Below are 16,400 nucleotides of genomic sequence, written 5' to 3'. Positions count from 1 at the left end.
CCGGGCATTCTCTGCCCAAGCCCCTAGACTTACTGTTTGAACCAGTGCTGCAGAACATTTTGCCGAACGTCCTGGGGGGACAGACATGCCCGATCCGGCGGATCAGAACGCACGCGCCCATGCAGAGGATGCAGGGCAGCCGCAGCGGCGCCGACGCCGTGACCTTCGTCGCGCCGACGGCGAACTGACGGATGCCCGGACAGGAACCATGCCAGCCGTAACACCCAGCACTTCCAGCCAGCCCGACGCCGGCCAGCCCGTGACGAGAAGGACTTCCTGGGCCGAGGCGGCCGCCGCAGCCGACGAGGCAAAGCCGGCCACCCACGTTCCGGCCCCCACCCGGGCGCCTGTCTCTGCGCAGTCTGCCGCCCAGGACACCATTACCTCCGTGCCAGCCGGCGCTGAGGCTGAAGCCGCACCGCCGCCGTCGGACGATCCCCCCGAAACTCCCGCCTTCCGCCGCAGCCGGCCCACCGTTGCCGACGCCATTGCTGAGAGCCCCATGCCGGACTTCATCAGCTCTCCCGGGCTGTTCGTGAAAGAGCAGAAGCCGCGCCCTGTGGGCGGTTTCCGCGGAGCGATCTACAAGATGACCGGCGGGGCCTGGAACATGGGTCCCGGTTCGAAGCAGCGCCAGGAGGAAGAACTGGGGCGCCGCATCTCCCGGCAACTGCAGGGCAGTTACAACACCGCGGTCCTGAGCCTCAAGGGCGGCATCGGCAAGACCTCCACCACCGTGGGGGTCGGCCTGACCCTCGCGGAGTACCGGGGTGACGCACCCTGCGCGATCGACGCCAACCCGGACTCCGGCGACCTGGTGGAGCGCGCCTTGGGGGAGGGGATCTACCAGCAGGCCAGCCCCCGCACCATCACCGACCTGCTCCGCAACATCGACTCCATCGACTCCCTCACCGGACTGGCCCGCTACATGCATCACGCCGGCCGCCTCCACCTGATCGCGGGGGAGCAGGACCCGGAGGTCTCGGACTCCCTGACCGCCGCCGAATACCTGCGGATCCGCAAGCTCATTTCCAGCTACTACTCGGTGGCGCTGACCGACTGCGGTACCGGCGTCACGCACAACGCCATGAGCGGGATCCTGCAGTCCGCTGACAACCTCGTCATCGCCGCCGGCTACGCCGTCAGTGGTGCGAAGCGTGCCCGGAGCACGCTGCACTGGCTGGCCAGCCACGGTTACGAGGACCTGGCTCGGAACGCCATCGTGGTGATCACGGACAAGGACGAGGTGTCCTCCCGGGTGGACAAGGACGCCATTGAGGAACACCTCTCCGGCATCTGCCGCGAGCTGATCGCCGTTCCGCACGACCGCGGCGTTGCGGATGGCGACCTGGTCACCCTTGACGTGCTGAAGCCTGAGACCCGACGGGCATACAAAGAGATTGCCGCCGCAATCGTCGACGGGTACCGCTAGGAACTGCCTTTGCGGGTAGCTCTTGCGCTCGCGTTCACGGAACTGGAGTACGGGGCTTGCCAGTCTGCCCACGAGTGTCTCCCACCGGAAAAACAGGTACTCAATACTGGGGCGCCGTGCCGCCGTCGGAACCTACCCTCAGACCATGATGAACCTTATGGATGGTGGGCCGCTGCGTGGCCGTACCCCGAAGCGGGAAAACCTGGAGATGGCGGGCCTCACCGCCCTGTCCGTGACTGGCGCACTGATCCTGCTGCCTATTATCGGGCTCAAGGCGCTCGCCAGCAGGCTTCCGTTCGTCAAGAATGCTAATGGCCGGCAGCAGGAGCCCGACAGCTACCTCATAACGTAGGAACGCTACTGTGCTTGGACGTGTACGTATCTTTACCAAAGCTACTGCCGAGCCGTCAGGCAATGCGGAACTTCCGGGCGTAGCTGGGGTCAATCAGGCAGGACTGGGGTGGGGCAGCGGAAATGACTATCGCCGAATACGCAGTAGCACTGGGCGGCATGCTGGCATCACTCGCGGGGGATGGGCCTCTAGCCGCAGGACTCATGACGGTAAAAGCCCGCCACTAAGAATTAACGCGTGTCCAGGTCCTCGAACACCAGGAACGTCTGGGTATCCAGCGCCCCGGGCATGGACTGCAGCTGGTCGAAGATGACGGGCCGCAGGTCGATCTTGTCCACGGCGCGCCCAGCAGGATCACCACGAAGTCGGCGCCGAGCTGGTCACGGAGTTGCCCGCAGGAATCCTGCTTTAACCTCGGCGTCGCGTAAACGGACGAGCGGAGCCGGGCCTTGACCGGGTCCACGAGCGCCATGAACCTGGACAGCACCGCCTCGCTGGTGAGCCTGCTGATTCGGTGTACGCGCGCCCCGGAAATATGGACGTTCTCCGCTACGCGAGTGACGGACGTCCGACCGTCCCGGGTCAGCTCGGCAATGGTCCTGTGATCGATCTCGTCTAGCACACCTGTTTCGTGGCAGCGTCCTTGCCCGCCAGTATCTCCCCGGCTCCCGTCGGTAATCTGGGTCACACTCACAAATTCGTCGCCCACAGCGGGATCAGTGGAGGACGACACATTTCGCCGCGCCGCGCCAGATCCAGACGGTGCAACGAATACCTCCTGCTCGGCGACGATGAACTCATGGCAGTGTAGGAACAGCTTGTCGTCGTCCGCCCTATGCCTCTCCGACCATGCCTGGAATGTTCCCCACCTCTTGCCAAGGCGCCGCCGTGATGCCCGCGGCGTTGAGCGTGTGCAGGTGATGACCATCTTGTGCGGCGACTGGAACGGCGGCTGGCACGGCGGCTCGCCCATGAACTGAGGTCCTGCGCGGACACTACCGCCACGCCGACAAAGATACCCACCCCGCCCACACACATATTGCCACGCCAATTGCCTAATGAAGCGTCCGTAGCAGTGAGTTTTCCGTTGCCGCTCAAATCTCGCGGGCGCTCACGCCGAGTACACCCGCCCGCCGTCGTACCTGAAACCCCTGCCGTCGTGGAGCACTTTTAACCCCCACCCGACGGCTTGGCCGCCGTGCCGCCCTCGTCGGGATCGGGAATGCCGGGCCGCTCCGCTCTTGGGTTTACGAAACCGCCAGCGAGTAACCCCCGGGGTCCGCCCGGAGCCAGCGATACGGGCGCTCGGTGTCCCCCAGCTTCTCGCGCAGGCTGGCTACGAGGGAATCGACTGCCCATTCTTCCCTCCGCGTCACAGGCTCACCGGTCTCGTAATGCGCAGCACGCAGTTTCTGCGCCAAGTCCGCCTTGCTGCGGTGGACCCAGGTGCTTTCCATGAGCGTGTGAAGGAGGTCGAATTCACGCCCGCTGAGGTCAAGTTCGATTCCGTCCGCCTCGACCTTCCGGGTACGGACATTCAGCACCAGGCCGTTGTGCTCAAGCCGATCGGTGGAACGGCGCCCGCTGCCTCCAGCGTGGTGGTGGTTGAGAGTTGACGCCGGGCCGTCCTGCCAGCGGGGCCGCCGGAGCAGCGCGTTAATCCGGGACCGCAATTCCCGCGGGCGGAAAGGCTTGACGATGTAATCGTCGGCTCCGTTATCCAGCCCCATCATCGCGTCCGCCTCATCGTCCCGGCCCGTCAGCATAATGACGTAACTGTCACTGAACAAGCGGATGCGCCGGGCCGCTTCAAACCCGTCCATGTCGGCCATCTCAACGTCGAGTGTCACTACCATGGGATCGTGCTGGCGGACCAGGTCCACGCCCTTTTCGCCGCTTGGTGCACCATGGGTCACAAACCCAGCTTGCCGAAATACCACCGAGATGAGCTCCCGGACGTCTTCCTCGTCCTCGATAATCACAGCAACGCGAGACCGTTCCATGTATATTTCCCCGTTCTTTCCCCAGTACAAGAACTTTTCCCCATTGTAGGGGGCAATAATTCGGTTAAAGTGCGATTCCTTGCGTACGGCTCCGGAACCGCGTCTATCATTCAAAGCGGGGGGAAATAATGCAGACTACGGCCACGGCATTCCATACGGCAATACAGCAAAGCGTTGGGGACGACCTGGCCCACCAGGTCAAAGACAGATTCTTCAGGGATGTGACCCAGCGGCGGAGCATGCTGATCAGTCAACTTCCGCTGACGGGTTCCCTGCTGATAGTCGCTGTAATGCTGGCTCTTGTCCGTCCGGCAACACTTCAGGACGCCGGCCTGCAGCTCTCGTTCATTTTGGCCCTCAGCCTCACTGCCCTATGCGGGCTGCTTCCCTGGAACCTGCTGCCAGCCAAGACCTTCCTTCTGGTTCCGCTGCTGGACTTTGTGGTTGTCGGCCTGGCGCGGGAGGCTACAGCCTCCTCCTTCACCAGTCTGGGCCTGCTGCTGGCCTTCCCCGTTATTTGGCTGGCGGCCCGGGAAGGCAGGACGGGCGTGGCCCTGTCCTTTGCGGCAACTCTCTTGACCGTTGGGGTGCCGCTCCTTGGCGGCGCATCAGCCACTCCATCCGATATAGCTCGCCCCTTCCTGCTTCCACTGATCATGGCCGTGATCGCCTTGGCGGTCCACATCCTGGTGAGCAGCCTGGTCAGCCAGGACACCAGGCTGAAACTCCAGGAGGCAGAACTTCGGCGTTCCTATGAGGAGAGCCTTGAGCGCCAGCGCCTGTTGGACACCATGCTGGACGTTGTGGGCGTTGGAGTCCAAGCCGTGGATGCGGCCGGCAAGGACATCCTGGTCAACCAGCAACACCGGCGCAACCGCTCACTGTCCCAGCCGTCGGGCAAGGAGCAGGACCTGAATCTTCTGGCGAGCGACGGGACTACCCCTATTCCCGTTGAACACGGCCCGGTTGCCCGTGCGACCCGGGGCCAGTCCTTTTCCGATTACATCGTCCGCTTGGGCAGCCCCACGGATAACCGGGTGCTGTCGTCCACAGCGCGGGCAATGACGGACAAGGAGGGGAATTTTGCTGGGTCCGTCCTGGCTTTCAGCGACGTCACGGAACTTGTCAACGCCTTGGCTATAAAGGACGACTTCGTTGCCAACATCTCGCACGAATTCCGGAGTCCGCTGATGTCAATCCTCGGATACCTAGATCTGGTCCTGGACTCTCCCGAAGAGCAGCCTGGCCAGCATGAAGCGTTTCTGCGAACTGCCCAAAGCAATGGCGAGAAACTCCTCACCTTGGTCTCTGACCTCCTCGCGGCCTCGTCCGACTCCATGGGGGTCCATCCCCAGAAAATGGACCTCCTGGACCTGATCCGCGTCTCCGTCGCGTCCGCGGCGCCCAAGGCTGGAAGCCGCGGTGTGGAAATCGTCAACGATGCAGACCGACCCCTCTGGCTGACCGCAGACCCGGTCCGCGTCGCCCAGGTTTTGGACAACCTCCTGTCCAATGCGATCAAGTACTCCCCGTCCGGGGGGACCGTGACGGTCCGTTCGTGGGACACGGGCGGAACCATTTCCCTCTCGGTTACCGATACTGGAATCGGAATCAGCGAAGAAGACCTTCCGAAGATTTTTACGAGGTACTTCAGGTCTGATGCCGTACGCGAGTCGGCAATACCCGGTGTAGGGCTGGGCCTGGGCATCGTAAAGCGGATCGTGGAAAACCATGGAGGTTCCATCACGGCGAGCAGCAGGCTGAACATGGGCAGTACCTTTACCGTAACTCTCCCGAAGAGCTCAGGCCTCGGGGAGCCTAGAGGGTAGAACATCATCAACCCCTGCTTGAGATGACTTGTCAATTGTTAGGTCATCCCGGAAGAGGGGCCGGACCTGGAGCCCCGTTTCCACTACGGGGAGAACGATAAGGTCAGCTTCAATCTCACCGATGCCACAGATTCCGCGACGGCGACGGAGTTCAGCCCTACCAGCCGCACTTTCACCTTTGGATAGCGCGGTGGAAGCGCTGGACGAGGTAGGCAAGATCGTAGTGTGCCCCATACCGCAGGACCCCAAAGGTGCAGACGCCCCTTCCAGCGATGACACGCATTTCAACGCCTCCACTCCGTTGTCAAAGAACGTCACGGACTGCAGGGCATGCACCTGGAGTCCGTGTTCAGGTCCCGTTGTGCGATAGTCCGACTAGACGTACGTTTAGCGCATGCAACTGACTGAACGTGACCGAGGGCACATCCGGGGGAAGGTCGTCACCCTCAAGAGCGCCGCTGTCCCGGGTGTCCCCACCCAACGGCTGCCGGAGGTTATTCAAAGGGTCTCGGAAATGCTTGGTGAGATAGAGAAGACCGGAATTGACGCCGTCGTCGGGTACTCGAAGCAGCTCGATCGGTGGCAGGGCAAAAGCCTGGAGATCGGCCGGGATGAACTGGCCAAGACCGGCGACCTGCTCTCGCCGGAACTACGGGAGGCCCTGATGGCCGGTGCCGAGAGGACGCGACTTTTCGCCGTCGAGCAACGCGCGCGCCTCACCGATTTCGAGGCCGAGCTCCTCCCCGGCGTCTTCACCGGGCACAGGTACATTCCCGTCCCACGCGTCGGGGCCTATCTGCCCGCCGGCCGGTTCCCCATCCTTGCCAGTGCCTTCATGACGGTGGGGATCGCGAAGGTGGCCGGCGTCCGCAGCGTCATCTCCTGCACTCCGCCCGCAGGGCCGGACCACGGACACCCGGCCGTTCTGTACGCAGCGTACCTCGCCGGAGTTGACCGGGCCTTCGTCCTCGGTGGCGTGCAGGCGATGGCCGCCATGGCCTTCGGCCTGCTCGGAGAGCAACCGGCGGACATCCTGGTCGGCGCCGGCAACGCCTATGTCACCGAGGCCAAACGCCAATTGTTCGGGCGCGTCGGCATCGACCTCCTGGCGGGCCCGTCCGAGGTTGCCGTCATCGCCGACGAAACCGCGGACCCGGAACTCGTTGCCGCCGATCTCCTGGGCCAGGCCGAACACGGCCCGCAGTCACCGGCCTCCCTCGTGACCACATCCCGGGAGCTGGGTGAAGAAGTCATCAGGCACATCGACAAGCAGCTGCGCACGCTGGCCACTCGGGACATTGCAGGGCCCGCATGGCGGGACTACGGGACCGTCTACCTCGCAGAGAACCGGGAAACGGCAGTGCAGATCATGGACCTGCTGGCCCCGGAGCACCTGGAAATCCAGACCTCGGACGATTCCTACTATCACGCCAACCTGCAGAACTACGGCTCCATCTTCCTGGGGCCGTGGTCCACCGTGGCCTACTCCGACAAGGGCACCTCCGGCACCAACCATGTGCTGCCCACCGGAGGGGGTGCCCGATCATCAGCAGGCCTCTCCGTCTCCAGGTTCCTCAAACCGCTCACTTACCAGCGGATCGAAAAGGACGCGACCCCGCGCCTTGCCAACTACGTGGCGACGATATCCGACTTCGAAGGAATGGAAGCCCATAAGGCGACCGCCACACTTCGACTCGAACGCTACAACCGATAGAACCGATCACTAACAAAGGCACTCCATCATGAATACAAAGATGCTCCGCAGGCGCTTCGCCGCACTGGTGCCCATGGGCGTTGCTGTTGCCCTGGCCTTGACGGGGTGTGGCTCGGGAGGCGGAGGGGGCGGCGGCAGCACGGGCGGTGGTGAACAAAAGACCATCACCATCGCAACGTCCAACGATGCTCCTTTCTCCTTTACCGAGCAGGGGTCCGGTGAGCTCAAAGGCATAGACGGGGAGATGATCAGGGCCATCGCCGATTCCAAGGGCTGGAAGATCAAAGTTTTCACCTCCGAGTTCGCCACACTGATCGCCGCGCTGAACGCGAAGAAGGCCGACGCCATCGTGGATGCCATGTACATCACGGACGAACGGAAGAAGGAGATCAATTTCACTGACCCCTGGTACACCGAGGGCGAGGCAATGGTGGTCCCGGCCGACTCCACCCTGGCCTCGCGCGACGACGTGAAGGGCAAGGTGCTTGGCGCCCAGACCGGCACTGTGTTCAAGGAGTTGGTGGACAGCCTGGGCGGCAGCCAGGTCAAGCTCTTTGATTCGCAGGCCGCCCTGCTCGCTGCGGTGGAAAACAAGCAGGTGGACGCCGTGTTCACGGACAGTGCGGTGATTGGCTACAGCCTGGTGCAAAAGCCCAACCCCAAGCTGAAGCTTGTATCCCCTTATGAGCCGTACTACCCGGGCATTATTGGCGCGGGAGTGCGCAAGGACGATACGCAACTGCTGCAGGACCTGAATTCCGGGCTGGCAGAGCTCAAGAAATCGCCAAAGTACCTTGAGATCCTCAAGAAGTACGGCCTTGGCGAAGCCAACATGTCCAAGTAGCACGGTTCCGGGCAGGGTGGCGGACACCGCTTAATGGGAGCGCGGTCCGCCGGCCGGACCCTAATTTAGGGATTCCTTAATGGACTTCATCAACAACACCCTCGCCGTTTTTCCGGCACTACTGGTGGCCGTACCCGTCGTGGTGCAACTGGCGCTGGGCGCCATGCTGCTGGCACTGGTACTGGGCCTGCTGATTGCCCTGGCACGCATTTCCTCGATCAAGATCCTCCGCGGGGTTGCAACCTTCTACCTGGAGGTCATCCGCGGTACGCCTCTGCTGGTGCAACTGGTCTACATATTCTTCGTCCTTCCCAGCATCGGCGTGGAAATCGAGCCCGTTCCCGCCGGCATCCTGGGCTTGGGGCTGAACTATGCTGCCTACCTCTCCGAGGTTTTCCGCTCGGCAATCCTGTCGGTGGAACACGGCCAGACCGAAGCCGCACTTTCCCTTGGCTACACGCCCTCGAAGACCCTGTGGAAAGTGGTGATCCCGCAGTCTTTTGTCGTCTCCATGGGACCGATCGGCAACTACTTCATTGCCATGATCAAGGACACCGCCCTGACATCGGTGATCGCCGTAACCGAGATCCTGAAGACCGCCAACATTCTGAACAGCCAGACTTTCCAGACCACGGCCATCTACACCGCCGCGGCGGTTCTCTATCTGATTATCAGCCTCCCACTCTCGCGCGTCGTGGTGGTGCTTGAAGGAAAGGCACGGGCCAATGGCTGACGAGACCATTATCGATGTTCGCGATGTCCACAAGACCTTTATCTCGGAGACCAAAAGGACCCTCTGGAGCCGGCTGGCCGGCCGGCCGCACGTGGAAAAGAGGGTTGAAGTGCTCAAGGGCGTGGATCTTGTGGTCCATCGCGGAGAGACTATCGCCATTCTTGGTTCCAGCGGTTCGGGCAAGAGCACGCTATTGCGCTGCATCAACAAGCTCGAAACCATCGATGCCGGCCGGATCTATGTCAACGGGCACCTGATCGGCTACGAGGAACGCGACGGTGAGCTGGTTGCTGAAAAAGCATCCGTCACTGCCCAAAAGCGCACGGACATCGGCTTCGTTTTCCAGCACTTCAATCTGTTCCTCAACAAGACGGCGCTGGGCAACGTCATGGCTCCGCTGCGCGATGTCAAAAAGCTTTCTTCGGCCGAGGCCCGGAACATCGCCGTACCCAACCTGGAAATGGTGGGCCTGGCAGACAAAATGGAGAACTATCCCAGCAAGCTCTCCGGCGGCCAGAAGCAACGCGTTGCCATCGCCCGTGCTCTCGCCATGGAGCCCAGCGTGATGCTCTTCGACGAGCCGACATCGGCATTGGATCCCGAGCTGGTGGGTGAGGTCCTCACCGTCATCAAGAAAATCGCCCTGCAGGGCACCACCATGGTGATCGTCACCCACGAAATGCAGTTTGCCCGGGACATCGCGGACCGCATTGTGGTCATGGACCAAGGGGTGATCGTGGAGGAGGGGCCTCCAAGCCGGATCTTCACCACGCCGCAGCATCCGAAAACCCGGGCCTTGCTGAGCCGTTCGGGCATCCTTCCCCAGTAGAGCCTGAACGGCCGATGCCCAGGATTCTCCAGGGTGTCTTCCTGCGTTCGCCGGTGAGACCCCATGAGCGGCTAACGGAACCCCGGCCACGAACCTCGTGCTGCACAAACCTTGACCCAATCTGCGGGCGGTTCTGCACGGGATCCTGAGCCTTCGGGCGTAGCTTGAGGGCTACCAGGCAGTACAGGGAAGTACGGAGGGAGCAGAAAATGACTGTCACCGAATACGTTGTAGCTCTTGGCGGCATGCTGGGATCTCTTGGTGCCGCGGGCCTCCTGGCGGCAGGATTCATCCGGGCCAGGGCACACCACTAATTAGACCAAGCCGTCGCAACAGGCAGGGCCCGCAGAACGAACTGCGGCCGGGTTCCGCGGGTGTCCACGTCCTCGAACACCAGGAACGTCTGGGTATCCAGCACGCCCGGCATGGACTGCAGCTGGTCGAAGATGACCCGGCGCAGGTCGATGTTGTCCACGGCGCGGACCAGCAGGATCACGTCGAAGTCGCCGCCCACCAGGGCCACGTGGTGTACCTCAGGAATGGCCCCGAGCTGGTCCCGGAGTTCGCACCAGGAATCCTGCTTCAGCTTCAGCGTCACGTACGCGGACGAGCGGAGCCCGGCCTTGATCGGGTCCACTAGCGCCGTGAACTTCGACAGCACACGTCTGGAAGAAGCCTTGACTGGGATGCCCGCTGCAGAAGGCGGTCGTAACGACCGGGCCTGGACAGCATCGGACGGGTTCAAAGGATTGTCGGGATGCGGCCGACGGAATCAGCCTCGGCTATGACGGCGCTGTCATCGCGTCATTCCCGGCCCACTCAACGCCGAGTCCCTCCCATCGGGCAAGGATTCGCGCAAGATTAGCCAAAGTTTGCAGCGAGCTCCCCGTGGACAGTGTGGGATGGGGAAGGAGATGTTTTCGAGGAAGAGGTAACCCGGCATGACTGAAAGCCTGCAGCCTCAAGAGCCCATGAGGCGGCTTCACTCGCTGACAAGCCTGCGGTTCTTTGCTGCTGCCGCCGTGGCACTCATGCATGGCTTCGGCCGGTACCAGCTTCCAGTCGTAGACCTGGGCTTCGTGGGTGTGAGCTTCTTCTTTATGCTTTCCGGCTTCGTACTGACGTGGGCTTACACAGCGGGCAAGGGTTCGGTCGTGTTCCTGCGAGACCGCTTCGCGAAGCTGTTTCCTCTCAGCGCAGTGACCCTGGCAGTCGCCGCGTTTGTGCCCGTGGCACCGAATTCGAGCCCCGTATTTTTCCTTCAAAGCCTTACCTTTACCCAAGCGTGGTGGCTACCAGCGGCGTTGTCTTTCAACCCTGTCGCGTGGTCTCTCTCCGCTGAGGCGTTTTTCTACCTGCTGCTGCCAGCCATCGTGAGTGTGATGCGGCGCTTCAGCACCCGGCAACTTGTCGGCTCCATAGTGTTCCTTGCAGTCCTTCAGCCGGTAATGGGACTGGTTTTGCAGCTCACGATCGGCGTGAACGTCAGCGCATCTGTGGCTCATTTCCTCACCTATTACTTCCCCCCGTACCGGTTGCCTGAGTTCATCATCGGTATTGCCCTGGCCCTGCTCCTGAAAGCCGGATATATTCCTTCACGCGCGTGTCAGCTCGCGGCCGCAGCGACCATCACCGCGGGCGTCGCACTGGTATTCGTTGCCGATTTCTTCCACATGGCGCTGTCGTGGGTCGGCAGTGCCCTCCTGCTGCCCGCTATCCTCGTCCTGATTTGGACCTCGGCCCGGCGCGAGCTCGCCGGCGCCAGCCGCCTCCTGACGAACCCGCGACTGGTCAAGCTCGGAGACCGCTCGTTCTCCTTCTACATGGTCCACTACCTTGTCCTGGGCTTCGTCGGCCTTCTGATAGGAGAGGGCGCACAAACCCTGCCCTGGTGGATCGTCCTGCCCACCCTCATCGCGGCCGCAGGAATTGCAGCGGTTGCCTATAGGTTCGTGGAGAAGCCCAGCGAACGGCTCATCCGCGACCTGTTCTCGCGCAAGCCGGCGCTGCCGCCGGCCGGAGAAGACGCGAAGGAGGCAAGTTCATCACCGGTTCGTACTGGATGAGTTTGACGGGCGGACATCTAACCCCACGACGCCACCGGGCCTTGCAGTAGCGGGAGCGGGGTCAGGTCGCGGGCTGGGCGCCAGAACCTACCGCGTATCCAGGTCCTCGAACACCAGGAACGTCTGCGTATCGAGGACTCCGGGCATGGACTGCAGCTGGTCGAAGATGACCCGGCGCAGGTCGATGTTGTCCACGGCGCGGACCAGCAGGATCACGTCGAAGTCGCCGCCCACCAGCGCCACGTGGTGGACCTCCGGGATGGCGCCTAGCTGGTCGCGGAGTTCGCGCCAGGAATCCTGCTTCAGTTTCAGGGTCACGTAGGCGGAGGAGCGGAGCCCGGCCTTGATCGGGTCCACCAACGCCGTGAACTTGGACAGCACACCCTCAGACGTAAGCCTGCCGATCCGGGTGTACGCGTGCGCCCGGGAAATGTGGACATTCTCCGCCACCTGCGTGACGGACATCCGGCCGTCCCGGGTCAGCTCGGAGATGATGCTGCGGTCTATGTCGTCCAACGGGACGGGTTCCGTCCCGCCGTCCCTGCTTGCCATTCCTGCCTACGGCCCCTGTCAGTAATCTGGGTCACGCTTACGATTCGTCTCTCAGTGTAGGCAGAATCGGGCAGCTTCTCCACGCGCACCGAGGTACTGGATACAAAACCTTCGGTGCGCGGACTGTGGGAAGGGATAATGGCAACGATCAGGAATTGCGGCTATGGGGGCTCAGGACTGCCGGGCTTCGTACAGGTCCGCTGCGCTGCGGATGAAGTCGCAGTCGCCGGCGGAGAGGACAGTTTCGCCGTGCCGGTCCTGTTCGAACTCGGCTCCAGTGGATTTCATGATCGCTGCCACCACCGCCCGGGGAAGGATCTTGCACCCGGGATTATCGATCAGCCACTGCTGCGTGTCTGGCTCGAGATGGTCCCACAGCTTCTCAATGCCCATTGCAGATACTCCCACCGTTTGTCATTCCTGGATTTGAAATGCCGCCTCGGCCCTGCAGACGGATAGCGCCTGGCAATCCCGGCCCCGTCTCCCGAAGGGAATGCTGATCTAGTCAAGAGTTTCAGGGGCGGAGGGGACCACGCTGTCCCCTCCGCGTCCATCGCCGCACCGTAGCCCCCCCAATTATGGGAAACCCCATGCACAGGGTGCGGAGCCTTCCCCCTGAGACCAGCGAGAAGAAACTTCCAATCTTTGACGAAAAGACGTTTTGGTCAATCCGTCACCATAGAGTGTGATCCGTGCCATAGGGAGAGGTCAAGGCATCTTCCGAAACAAACGAACTTTTACCCGCCGGGGAGGCCGGGCGCCACGGATTCCTCGGTCCGAAGGTAGGCGCCGGGAGCCCCGCCGGGGTCGGGCGGCGCTACCCTTCCTGTCCGTTGCGGAGTTCGTCGCGGGCGGCTTCCAGGAGGGTGATTTTCCGGTTGCGGGCTGTGCTGAGGAGCTGGGCGGCCGCCGCCTCCTGGCTGCAGCCATCTTTTGCAGCTATCGCCCGGTACGCATCCGCGATGACCGAACGGGATTCCAGTGATGCCTCGAGTGCGGAGAATTGCCCATCCCCGACGGCACTGAATGGCTGTTCCTCCGGCGCCATGCCCAGGGAACTGACAGCGTCCGCGGCCCGGGCTTGAAGTACGGACCGGGCAGCGGCCAGCAGTTCGGTGACTTGCGGGTAGGCCAGCCGATACATAAGCCGTCCGCCGGTCCACCGGCACTGGATCAGGTGCTGCCCGCGCATCTGGTTCAGGTGCCGGGACAGGTGCGTAGCCTTCACCCCCGTACCCTCGCACAGCTCCGGAATGGAGGACTCGCCCTGGGAGAGCAGCTCCAGGATGTGCGCCCGGACCGGATGGGCCGCGGCTTTGAACAGGTCCGCTGCAGCAGACACCGACGGTCCGACGCGGACAGCATCAACCGGCTCGCCCGCCAGGGGGCGATGGCTATCCATGGCTGCCTCCTTACGTCCCCCGTTCCCTTTGGCCTTTGAACGCCATTATCCTCCGCCTTCCGGTCCGCCGTCCCGGAAATGCGGCTTGGAAAATAGGTTATGACCTCCAGTCAACCCTCCATCGCTGGCATATTGTCCACAGCCCCCTTTAGTAACGTGGCTCACAGCTGCAATTCGTCTTTCGGTCCAGCCAGAATCTGACAACTTCTCCACCATTCATCAAGGTGCTGGATACGAAACCTGTCCCGGGCAGATACTGGGGATGAATAGTGGCAACAGAAGGACGGAACAATGACGATCTCCGCAGACCACGCGGCACGGGACCAGGTCAGCAAGGCATCCCCAGAGGATGCCTTCTCCGAAGCTGCCAAAAAGTTCGGCATCACCGCCGAGGATTACATGCTCCCGGCCCGGCACCAGATCCAGATGGTGGACCCGGACGGCCGGCTCATCTCCGAGCGCGAGCAGGGCACCGAACCGGGCCACGAGTACCCTTTGCCCGGCGATGACGAACTGATGGCCGCTTACGAGCAGCTCGTCGTCGGCCGCCGCGTCAACGACCAGAACTCGGCGCTCGTCCGGCAGGGCCGCATGGCGGTGTACCCGTCCAGCCACGGCCAGGAAGCCTGCCAGGTGGCGGCCGCGCTGTGCCTGTCCGGCGGCGACTGGATGTTCCCCACCTACCGTGACGCCGTCGCCGTGATGACCCGCGGCGTGGATCCGGTGCAGGTGATGACCATCTTCCGCGGCGACTGGCACAGCGGGTTCGACCCCCTTAAGCACAAAGTGGGCATCCAGTGCACTCCGCTGACCACGCAGCTGCTGCACGGCGTCGGCGTTGCCCATGCTGCCAAGCTCCGCGGCGAGGACACCGTGGTGCTGGCCATGTGCGGTGACGGCGCCACCAGCGAAGGCGACTTCCACGAGGCCCTGAACTTCGCCGCGGTCTTCCACCTGCCGGTGATCTTCTTCGTGCAAAACAACAAGTACGCCATCTCGGTGCCGCTGGCGCACCAGTCCGTGGCGCCGTCGCTCGCGCACAAGGCCGTGGGCTACGGCATGGCCGGCGAACGCGTGGACGGCAACGACGTCGTGGCGCTCCTCGCAGTCCTGGACCGGGCCGTGAAACTGGCCAGGGAAGGCTCCGGCCCGCTGCTCGTCGAGGCCAACACCTACCGCATGCAGGCCCACACCAATGCCGACGACGACACCCGCTACCGGGAGAGCGCTGAGGTTGCCGAGTGGCGGGCCAAGGACCCGATCAACCGGATGCGGACCTACCTGACCGGCCGCGGCGTGCTGGATGAAGCCGCAGAGGCGCGGATTCTTTCGAAGGCGGAGGACGTGGCCCGGCAGTTGCGGGAGGGCCTCAGCGAGGACGTGCCGGTGGACCCGCAGGAGCTCTTCCGCCACGTTTTCGCCACGCCCACGCCCCAGTTGAAGGAACAGTCCGCCATGCTCGCCGACGAACTCGCCCGCGACGCAGCAGCCGCATCATCCCAGAACCCCGATGCACAGGAGGCCGGCAAATGAGCCCCACCATCACCACATCATCCGAGGCCAACGGCAACGTCAGCGCCGCCACCGCCCGGGCAGCCGCCACCGCCGCTGCGTCTGCCGAGGCCGCGGGGCCCCAGCCCGTCACCATGGCCAAGGCGCTCAATACTGCACTGGCCGACGCGATGCACGCCGATTCGTCCGTCCTGGTGTTCGGCGAGGACGTGGGGACGCTGGGCGGGGTGTTCCGCATTACCGACGGGCTCACCAAGACGTTCGGGGAGCAGCGCTGCTTCGACACCCCGCTGGCCGAGTCCGGCATCGTGGGCATGGCCGTGGGGATGGCCATCAACGGGATGCGCCCGGTGGTCGAGATGCAGTTCGACGCGTTCGCCTACCCGGCGTTTGAGCAGATCATCAGCCACGTGGCCAAGATGCACAACCGCACCAAGGGCGCCGTGAAGCTGCCCATGGTGATCCGGGTTCCCTACGGCGGCGGCATCGGGGGAGTGGAGCACCACTGCGACTCCTCCGAGTCCTACTACGCCCACACCGCCGGCCTGAAGGTGTTCACCCCCGCCACCGTGGCGGACGGGTACCGGATGCTCCGTGAGGCGATCGACTCGGACGACCCCGTGGTGTTTATGGAGCCGAAGAAGCTCTACTGGTCCAAGGACCTGGTTGACTTGGGTGAGTTGCGGCGCCTTCACACGGAAGGCACGACGGCGGGACGAACCACCGAAGGCCGTGCCGCCGTCGCGCGTCCCGGCACTGACGCGACGCTGATCGCCTATGGTCCGTCCGTCCCCACCGCGCTTGCCGCGGCCGAGGCGGCGGCGCTGGAAGGGCGCTCGCTGGAAGTCATCGACGTGCGCACCATCGTGCCGTTCGACGATGCGACCGTTTGTGAGTCCGTTCGCAAGACCGGCCGGGCCGTGGTGATCGCCGAGGCGCATGGCTTCGCGTCCGTGTCGTCGGAGATCGTGGCCCGGGTGCAGGAGCGCTGCTTCCACTACCTGGCCGCCCCCATCCGCCGCGTCACCGGGTTCGACATCCCCTACCCGGCCCCCAAGCTTGAGAAGTACTACCTGCCCGGCGTGGACCGCATCCTCGACGCCGTCGACGACCTTCAGTGGGAGAACTGACC

General features: G+C 63.2%; 15 protein-coding genes and 2 pseudogenes. 11 read left to right on the top strand and 6 right to left on the bottom strand.

Translation table 11 applies throughout. The features are described 5' to 3' along the window. Positions 1–208 precede the first annotated feature (208 nt). Entirely contained in the window at positions 209–1,432 is a 1,224-nt protein-coding gene (locus FBY31_RS08815) for a MinD/ParA family ATP-binding protein (protein ID WP_142039447.1), read from the top strand. Between the two features lie 145 nt (positions 1,433–1,577). Beyond that, complete coding sequence (locus tag FBY31_RS08810) at positions 1,578–1,784, top strand: hypothetical protein (RefSeq protein WP_142039444.1); 207 nt, start codon at positions 1,578–1,580, stop codon at positions 1,782–1,784. Positions 1,785–2,014: 230 nt separating this feature from the next. On the opposite strand, the pseudogene FBY31_RS23315 reads toward FBY31_RS08810, so the two are convergent. After that, positions 2,015–2,394, bottom strand: a pseudogene (locus FBY31_RS23315) (Lrp/AsnC family transcriptional regulator). A 208-nt stretch (positions 2,395–2,602) separates the two neighbouring features. Here FBY31_RS23315 and FBY31_RS23310 point away from each other — a divergent pair. Then, complete coding sequence (locus tag FBY31_RS23310) at positions 2,603–2,764, top strand: hypothetical protein (protein ID WP_235012984.1); 162 nt, start codon at positions 2,603–2,605, stop codon at positions 2,762–2,764. Positions 2,765–3,031: 267 nt separating this feature from the next. On the opposite strand, the gene FBY31_RS08800 is transcribed toward FBY31_RS23310, so the two are convergent. Beyond that, entirely contained in the window at positions 3,032–3,787 is a 756-nt protein-coding gene (locus FBY31_RS08800) for a response regulator transcription factor (protein ID WP_142039441.1), read from the bottom strand. Between the two features lie 239 nt (positions 3,788–4,026). Here FBY31_RS08800 and FBY31_RS08795 point away from each other — a divergent pair, with 239 nt between their 5' ends. The 5 genes from FBY31_RS08795 (at position 4,027) to FBY31_RS08775 (ending at position 9,736) form a co-directional block, all read left to right on the top strand. Beyond that, entirely contained in the window at positions 4,027–5,616 is a 1,590-nt protein-coding gene (locus tag FBY31_RS08795; RefSeq protein ID WP_160142451.1) for a sensor histidine kinase, read from the top strand. A gap of 394 nt (positions 5,617–6,010) precedes the next feature. After that, positions 6,011–7,330, top strand: coding sequence for a histidinol dehydrogenase (gene hisD, locus FBY31_RS08790; protein WP_142039436.1), 1,320 nt, complete (start codon positions 6,011–6,013; stop codon positions 7,328–7,330). 28 nt (positions 7,331–7,358) lie between these two features. Next, entirely contained in the window at positions 7,359–8,174 is an 816-nt protein-coding gene (locus FBY31_RS08785; RefSeq protein ID WP_142039433.1) for an ABC transporter substrate-binding protein, read from the top strand. Positions 8,175–8,253: 79 nt separating this feature from the next. Then, positions 8,254–8,907, top strand: coding sequence for an amino acid ABC transporter permease (locus FBY31_RS08780; RefSeq protein WP_142039431.1), 654 nt, complete (start codon positions 8,254–8,256; stop codon positions 8,905–8,907). Beyond that, positions 8,900–9,736 (top strand): amino acid ABC transporter ATP-binding protein, encoded by an 837-nt coding sequence (locus tag FBY31_RS08775; RefSeq protein ID WP_142039428.1) that lies wholly within the window; start codon positions 8,900–8,902, stop codon positions 9,734–9,736. Before FBY31_RS08780 ends, FBY31_RS08775 begins: the two co-directional genes overlap by 8 nt. A 370-nt stretch (positions 9,737–10,106) precedes the next feature. Here FBY31_RS08775 and FBY31_RS08770 read toward each other — a convergent pair. Beyond that, positions 10,107–10,397 (bottom strand): annotated as a pseudogene (locus FBY31_RS08770) (Lrp/AsnC family transcriptional regulator); the annotation flags it as partial. Between the two features lie 280 nt (positions 10,398–10,677). On the opposite strand from FBY31_RS08770, the gene FBY31_RS08765 reads away from it, so the two are divergent. Then, complete coding sequence (locus FBY31_RS08765) at positions 10,678–11,802, top strand: acyltransferase family protein (RefSeq protein ID WP_142039426.1); 1,125 nt, start codon at positions 10,678–10,680, stop codon at positions 11,800–11,802. An 87-nt stretch (positions 11,803–11,889) separates the two neighbouring features. Here FBY31_RS08765 and FBY31_RS08760 read toward each other — a convergent pair whose 3' ends face one another. The 3 genes from FBY31_RS08760 to FBY31_RS08750 form a co-directional block, all read right to left on the bottom strand. Further along, positions 11,890–12,354, bottom strand: coding sequence for an Lrp/AsnC family transcriptional regulator (locus FBY31_RS08760; protein WP_142039423.1), 465 nt, complete (start codon positions 12,352–12,354; stop codon positions 11,890–11,892). A 171-nt stretch (positions 12,355–12,525) separates the two neighbouring features. Then, positions 12,526–12,762: a hypothetical protein gene (locus FBY31_RS08755; protein ID WP_327436923.1), complete on the bottom strand. Its 237-nt coding sequence runs from the start codon at positions 12,760–12,762 to the stop codon at positions 12,526–12,528. 409 nt (positions 12,763–13,171) lie between these two features. Then, the gene (locus FBY31_RS08750; protein WP_142039420.1) at positions 13,172–13,756 is read right to left on the bottom strand and encodes a metalloregulator ArsR/SmtB family transcription factor; all 585 of its coding nucleotides are present in this window, start codon (positions 13,754–13,756) and stop codon (positions 13,172–13,174) included. A 291-nt stretch (positions 13,757–14,047) separates the two neighbouring features. Between FBY31_RS08750 and FBY31_RS08745 the strand changes: the two genes are divergently transcribed. Then, positions 14,048–15,289: a thiamine pyrophosphate-dependent dehydrogenase E1 component subunit alpha gene (locus tag FBY31_RS08745; protein WP_142039417.1), complete on the top strand. Its 1,242-nt coding sequence runs from the start codon at positions 14,048–14,050 to the stop codon at positions 15,287–15,289. Further along, entirely contained in the window at positions 15,286–16,398 is a 1,113-nt protein-coding gene (locus FBY31_RS08740) for an alpha-ketoacid dehydrogenase subunit beta (RefSeq protein ID WP_142039414.1), read from the top strand. The genes FBY31_RS08745 and FBY31_RS08740 overlap by 4 nt, the downstream gene beginning before the upstream one ends. Positions 16,399–16,400: the final 2 nt, after the last annotated feature.

It is taken from the genome of Arthrobacter sp. SLBN-100 (assembly GCF_006715305.1).
GTDB lineage: Bacteria > Actinomycetota > Actinomycetes > Actinomycetales > Micrococcaceae > Arthrobacter.
Note: the sequence above shows the minus strand (reverse complement) of the source record. Positions and strands in the feature narration are given on the sequence as shown.

Excerpts from the sequence above, each read along its gene's own strand:
- FBY31_RS08815 (WP_142039447.1), top strand. The coding sequence starts at position 209 with ATGCCAGCCGTAACACCCAGCACTTCCAGCCAGCCCGACGCCGGCCAG.
- FBY31_RS08810 (WP_142039444.1), top strand. The coding sequence starts at position 1,578 with ATGATGAACCTTATGGATGGTGGGCCGCTGCGTGGCCGTACCCCGAAG.
- FBY31_RS08800 (WP_142039441.1), bottom strand. The coding sequence starts at position 3,787 with ATGGAACGGTCTCGCGTTGCTGTGATTATCGAGGACGAGGAAGACGTC.
- FBY31_RS08795 (WP_160142451.1), top strand. The coding sequence starts at position 4,027 with ATGCTGATCAGTCAACTTCCGCTGACGGGTTCCCTGCTGATAGTCGCT.
- hisD (WP_142039436.1), top strand. The coding sequence starts at position 6,011 with ATGCAACTGACTGAACGTGACCGAGGGCACATCCGGGGGAAGGTCGTC.
- FBY31_RS08785 (WP_142039433.1), top strand. The coding sequence starts at position 7,359 with ATGAATACAAAGATGCTCCGCAGGCGCTTCGCCGCACTGGTGCCCATG.
- FBY31_RS08780 (WP_142039431.1), top strand. The coding sequence starts at position 8,254 with ATGGACTTCATCAACAACACCCTCGCCGTTTTTCCGGCACTACTGGTG.
- FBY31_RS08775 (WP_142039428.1), top strand. The coding sequence starts at position 8,900 with ATGGCTGACGAGACCATTATCGATGTTCGCGATGTCCACAAGACCTTT.
- FBY31_RS08765 (WP_142039426.1), top strand. The coding sequence starts at position 10,678 with ATGACTGAAAGCCTGCAGCCTCAAGAGCCCATGAGGCGGCTTCACTCG.
- FBY31_RS08760 (WP_142039423.1), bottom strand. The coding sequence starts at position 12,354 with ATGGCAAGCAGGGACGGCGGGACGGAACCCGTCCCGTTGGACGACATA.
- FBY31_RS08750 (WP_142039420.1), bottom strand. The coding sequence starts at position 13,756 with ATGGATAGCCATCGCCCCCTGGCGGGCGAGCCGGTTGATGCTGTCCGC.
- FBY31_RS08745 (WP_142039417.1), top strand. The coding sequence starts at position 14,048 with ATGACGATCTCCGCAGACCACGCGGCACGGGACCAGGTCAGCAAGGCA.
- FBY31_RS08740 (WP_142039414.1), top strand. The coding sequence starts at position 15,286 with ATGAGCCCCACCATCACCACATCATCCGAGGCCAACGGCAACGTCAGC.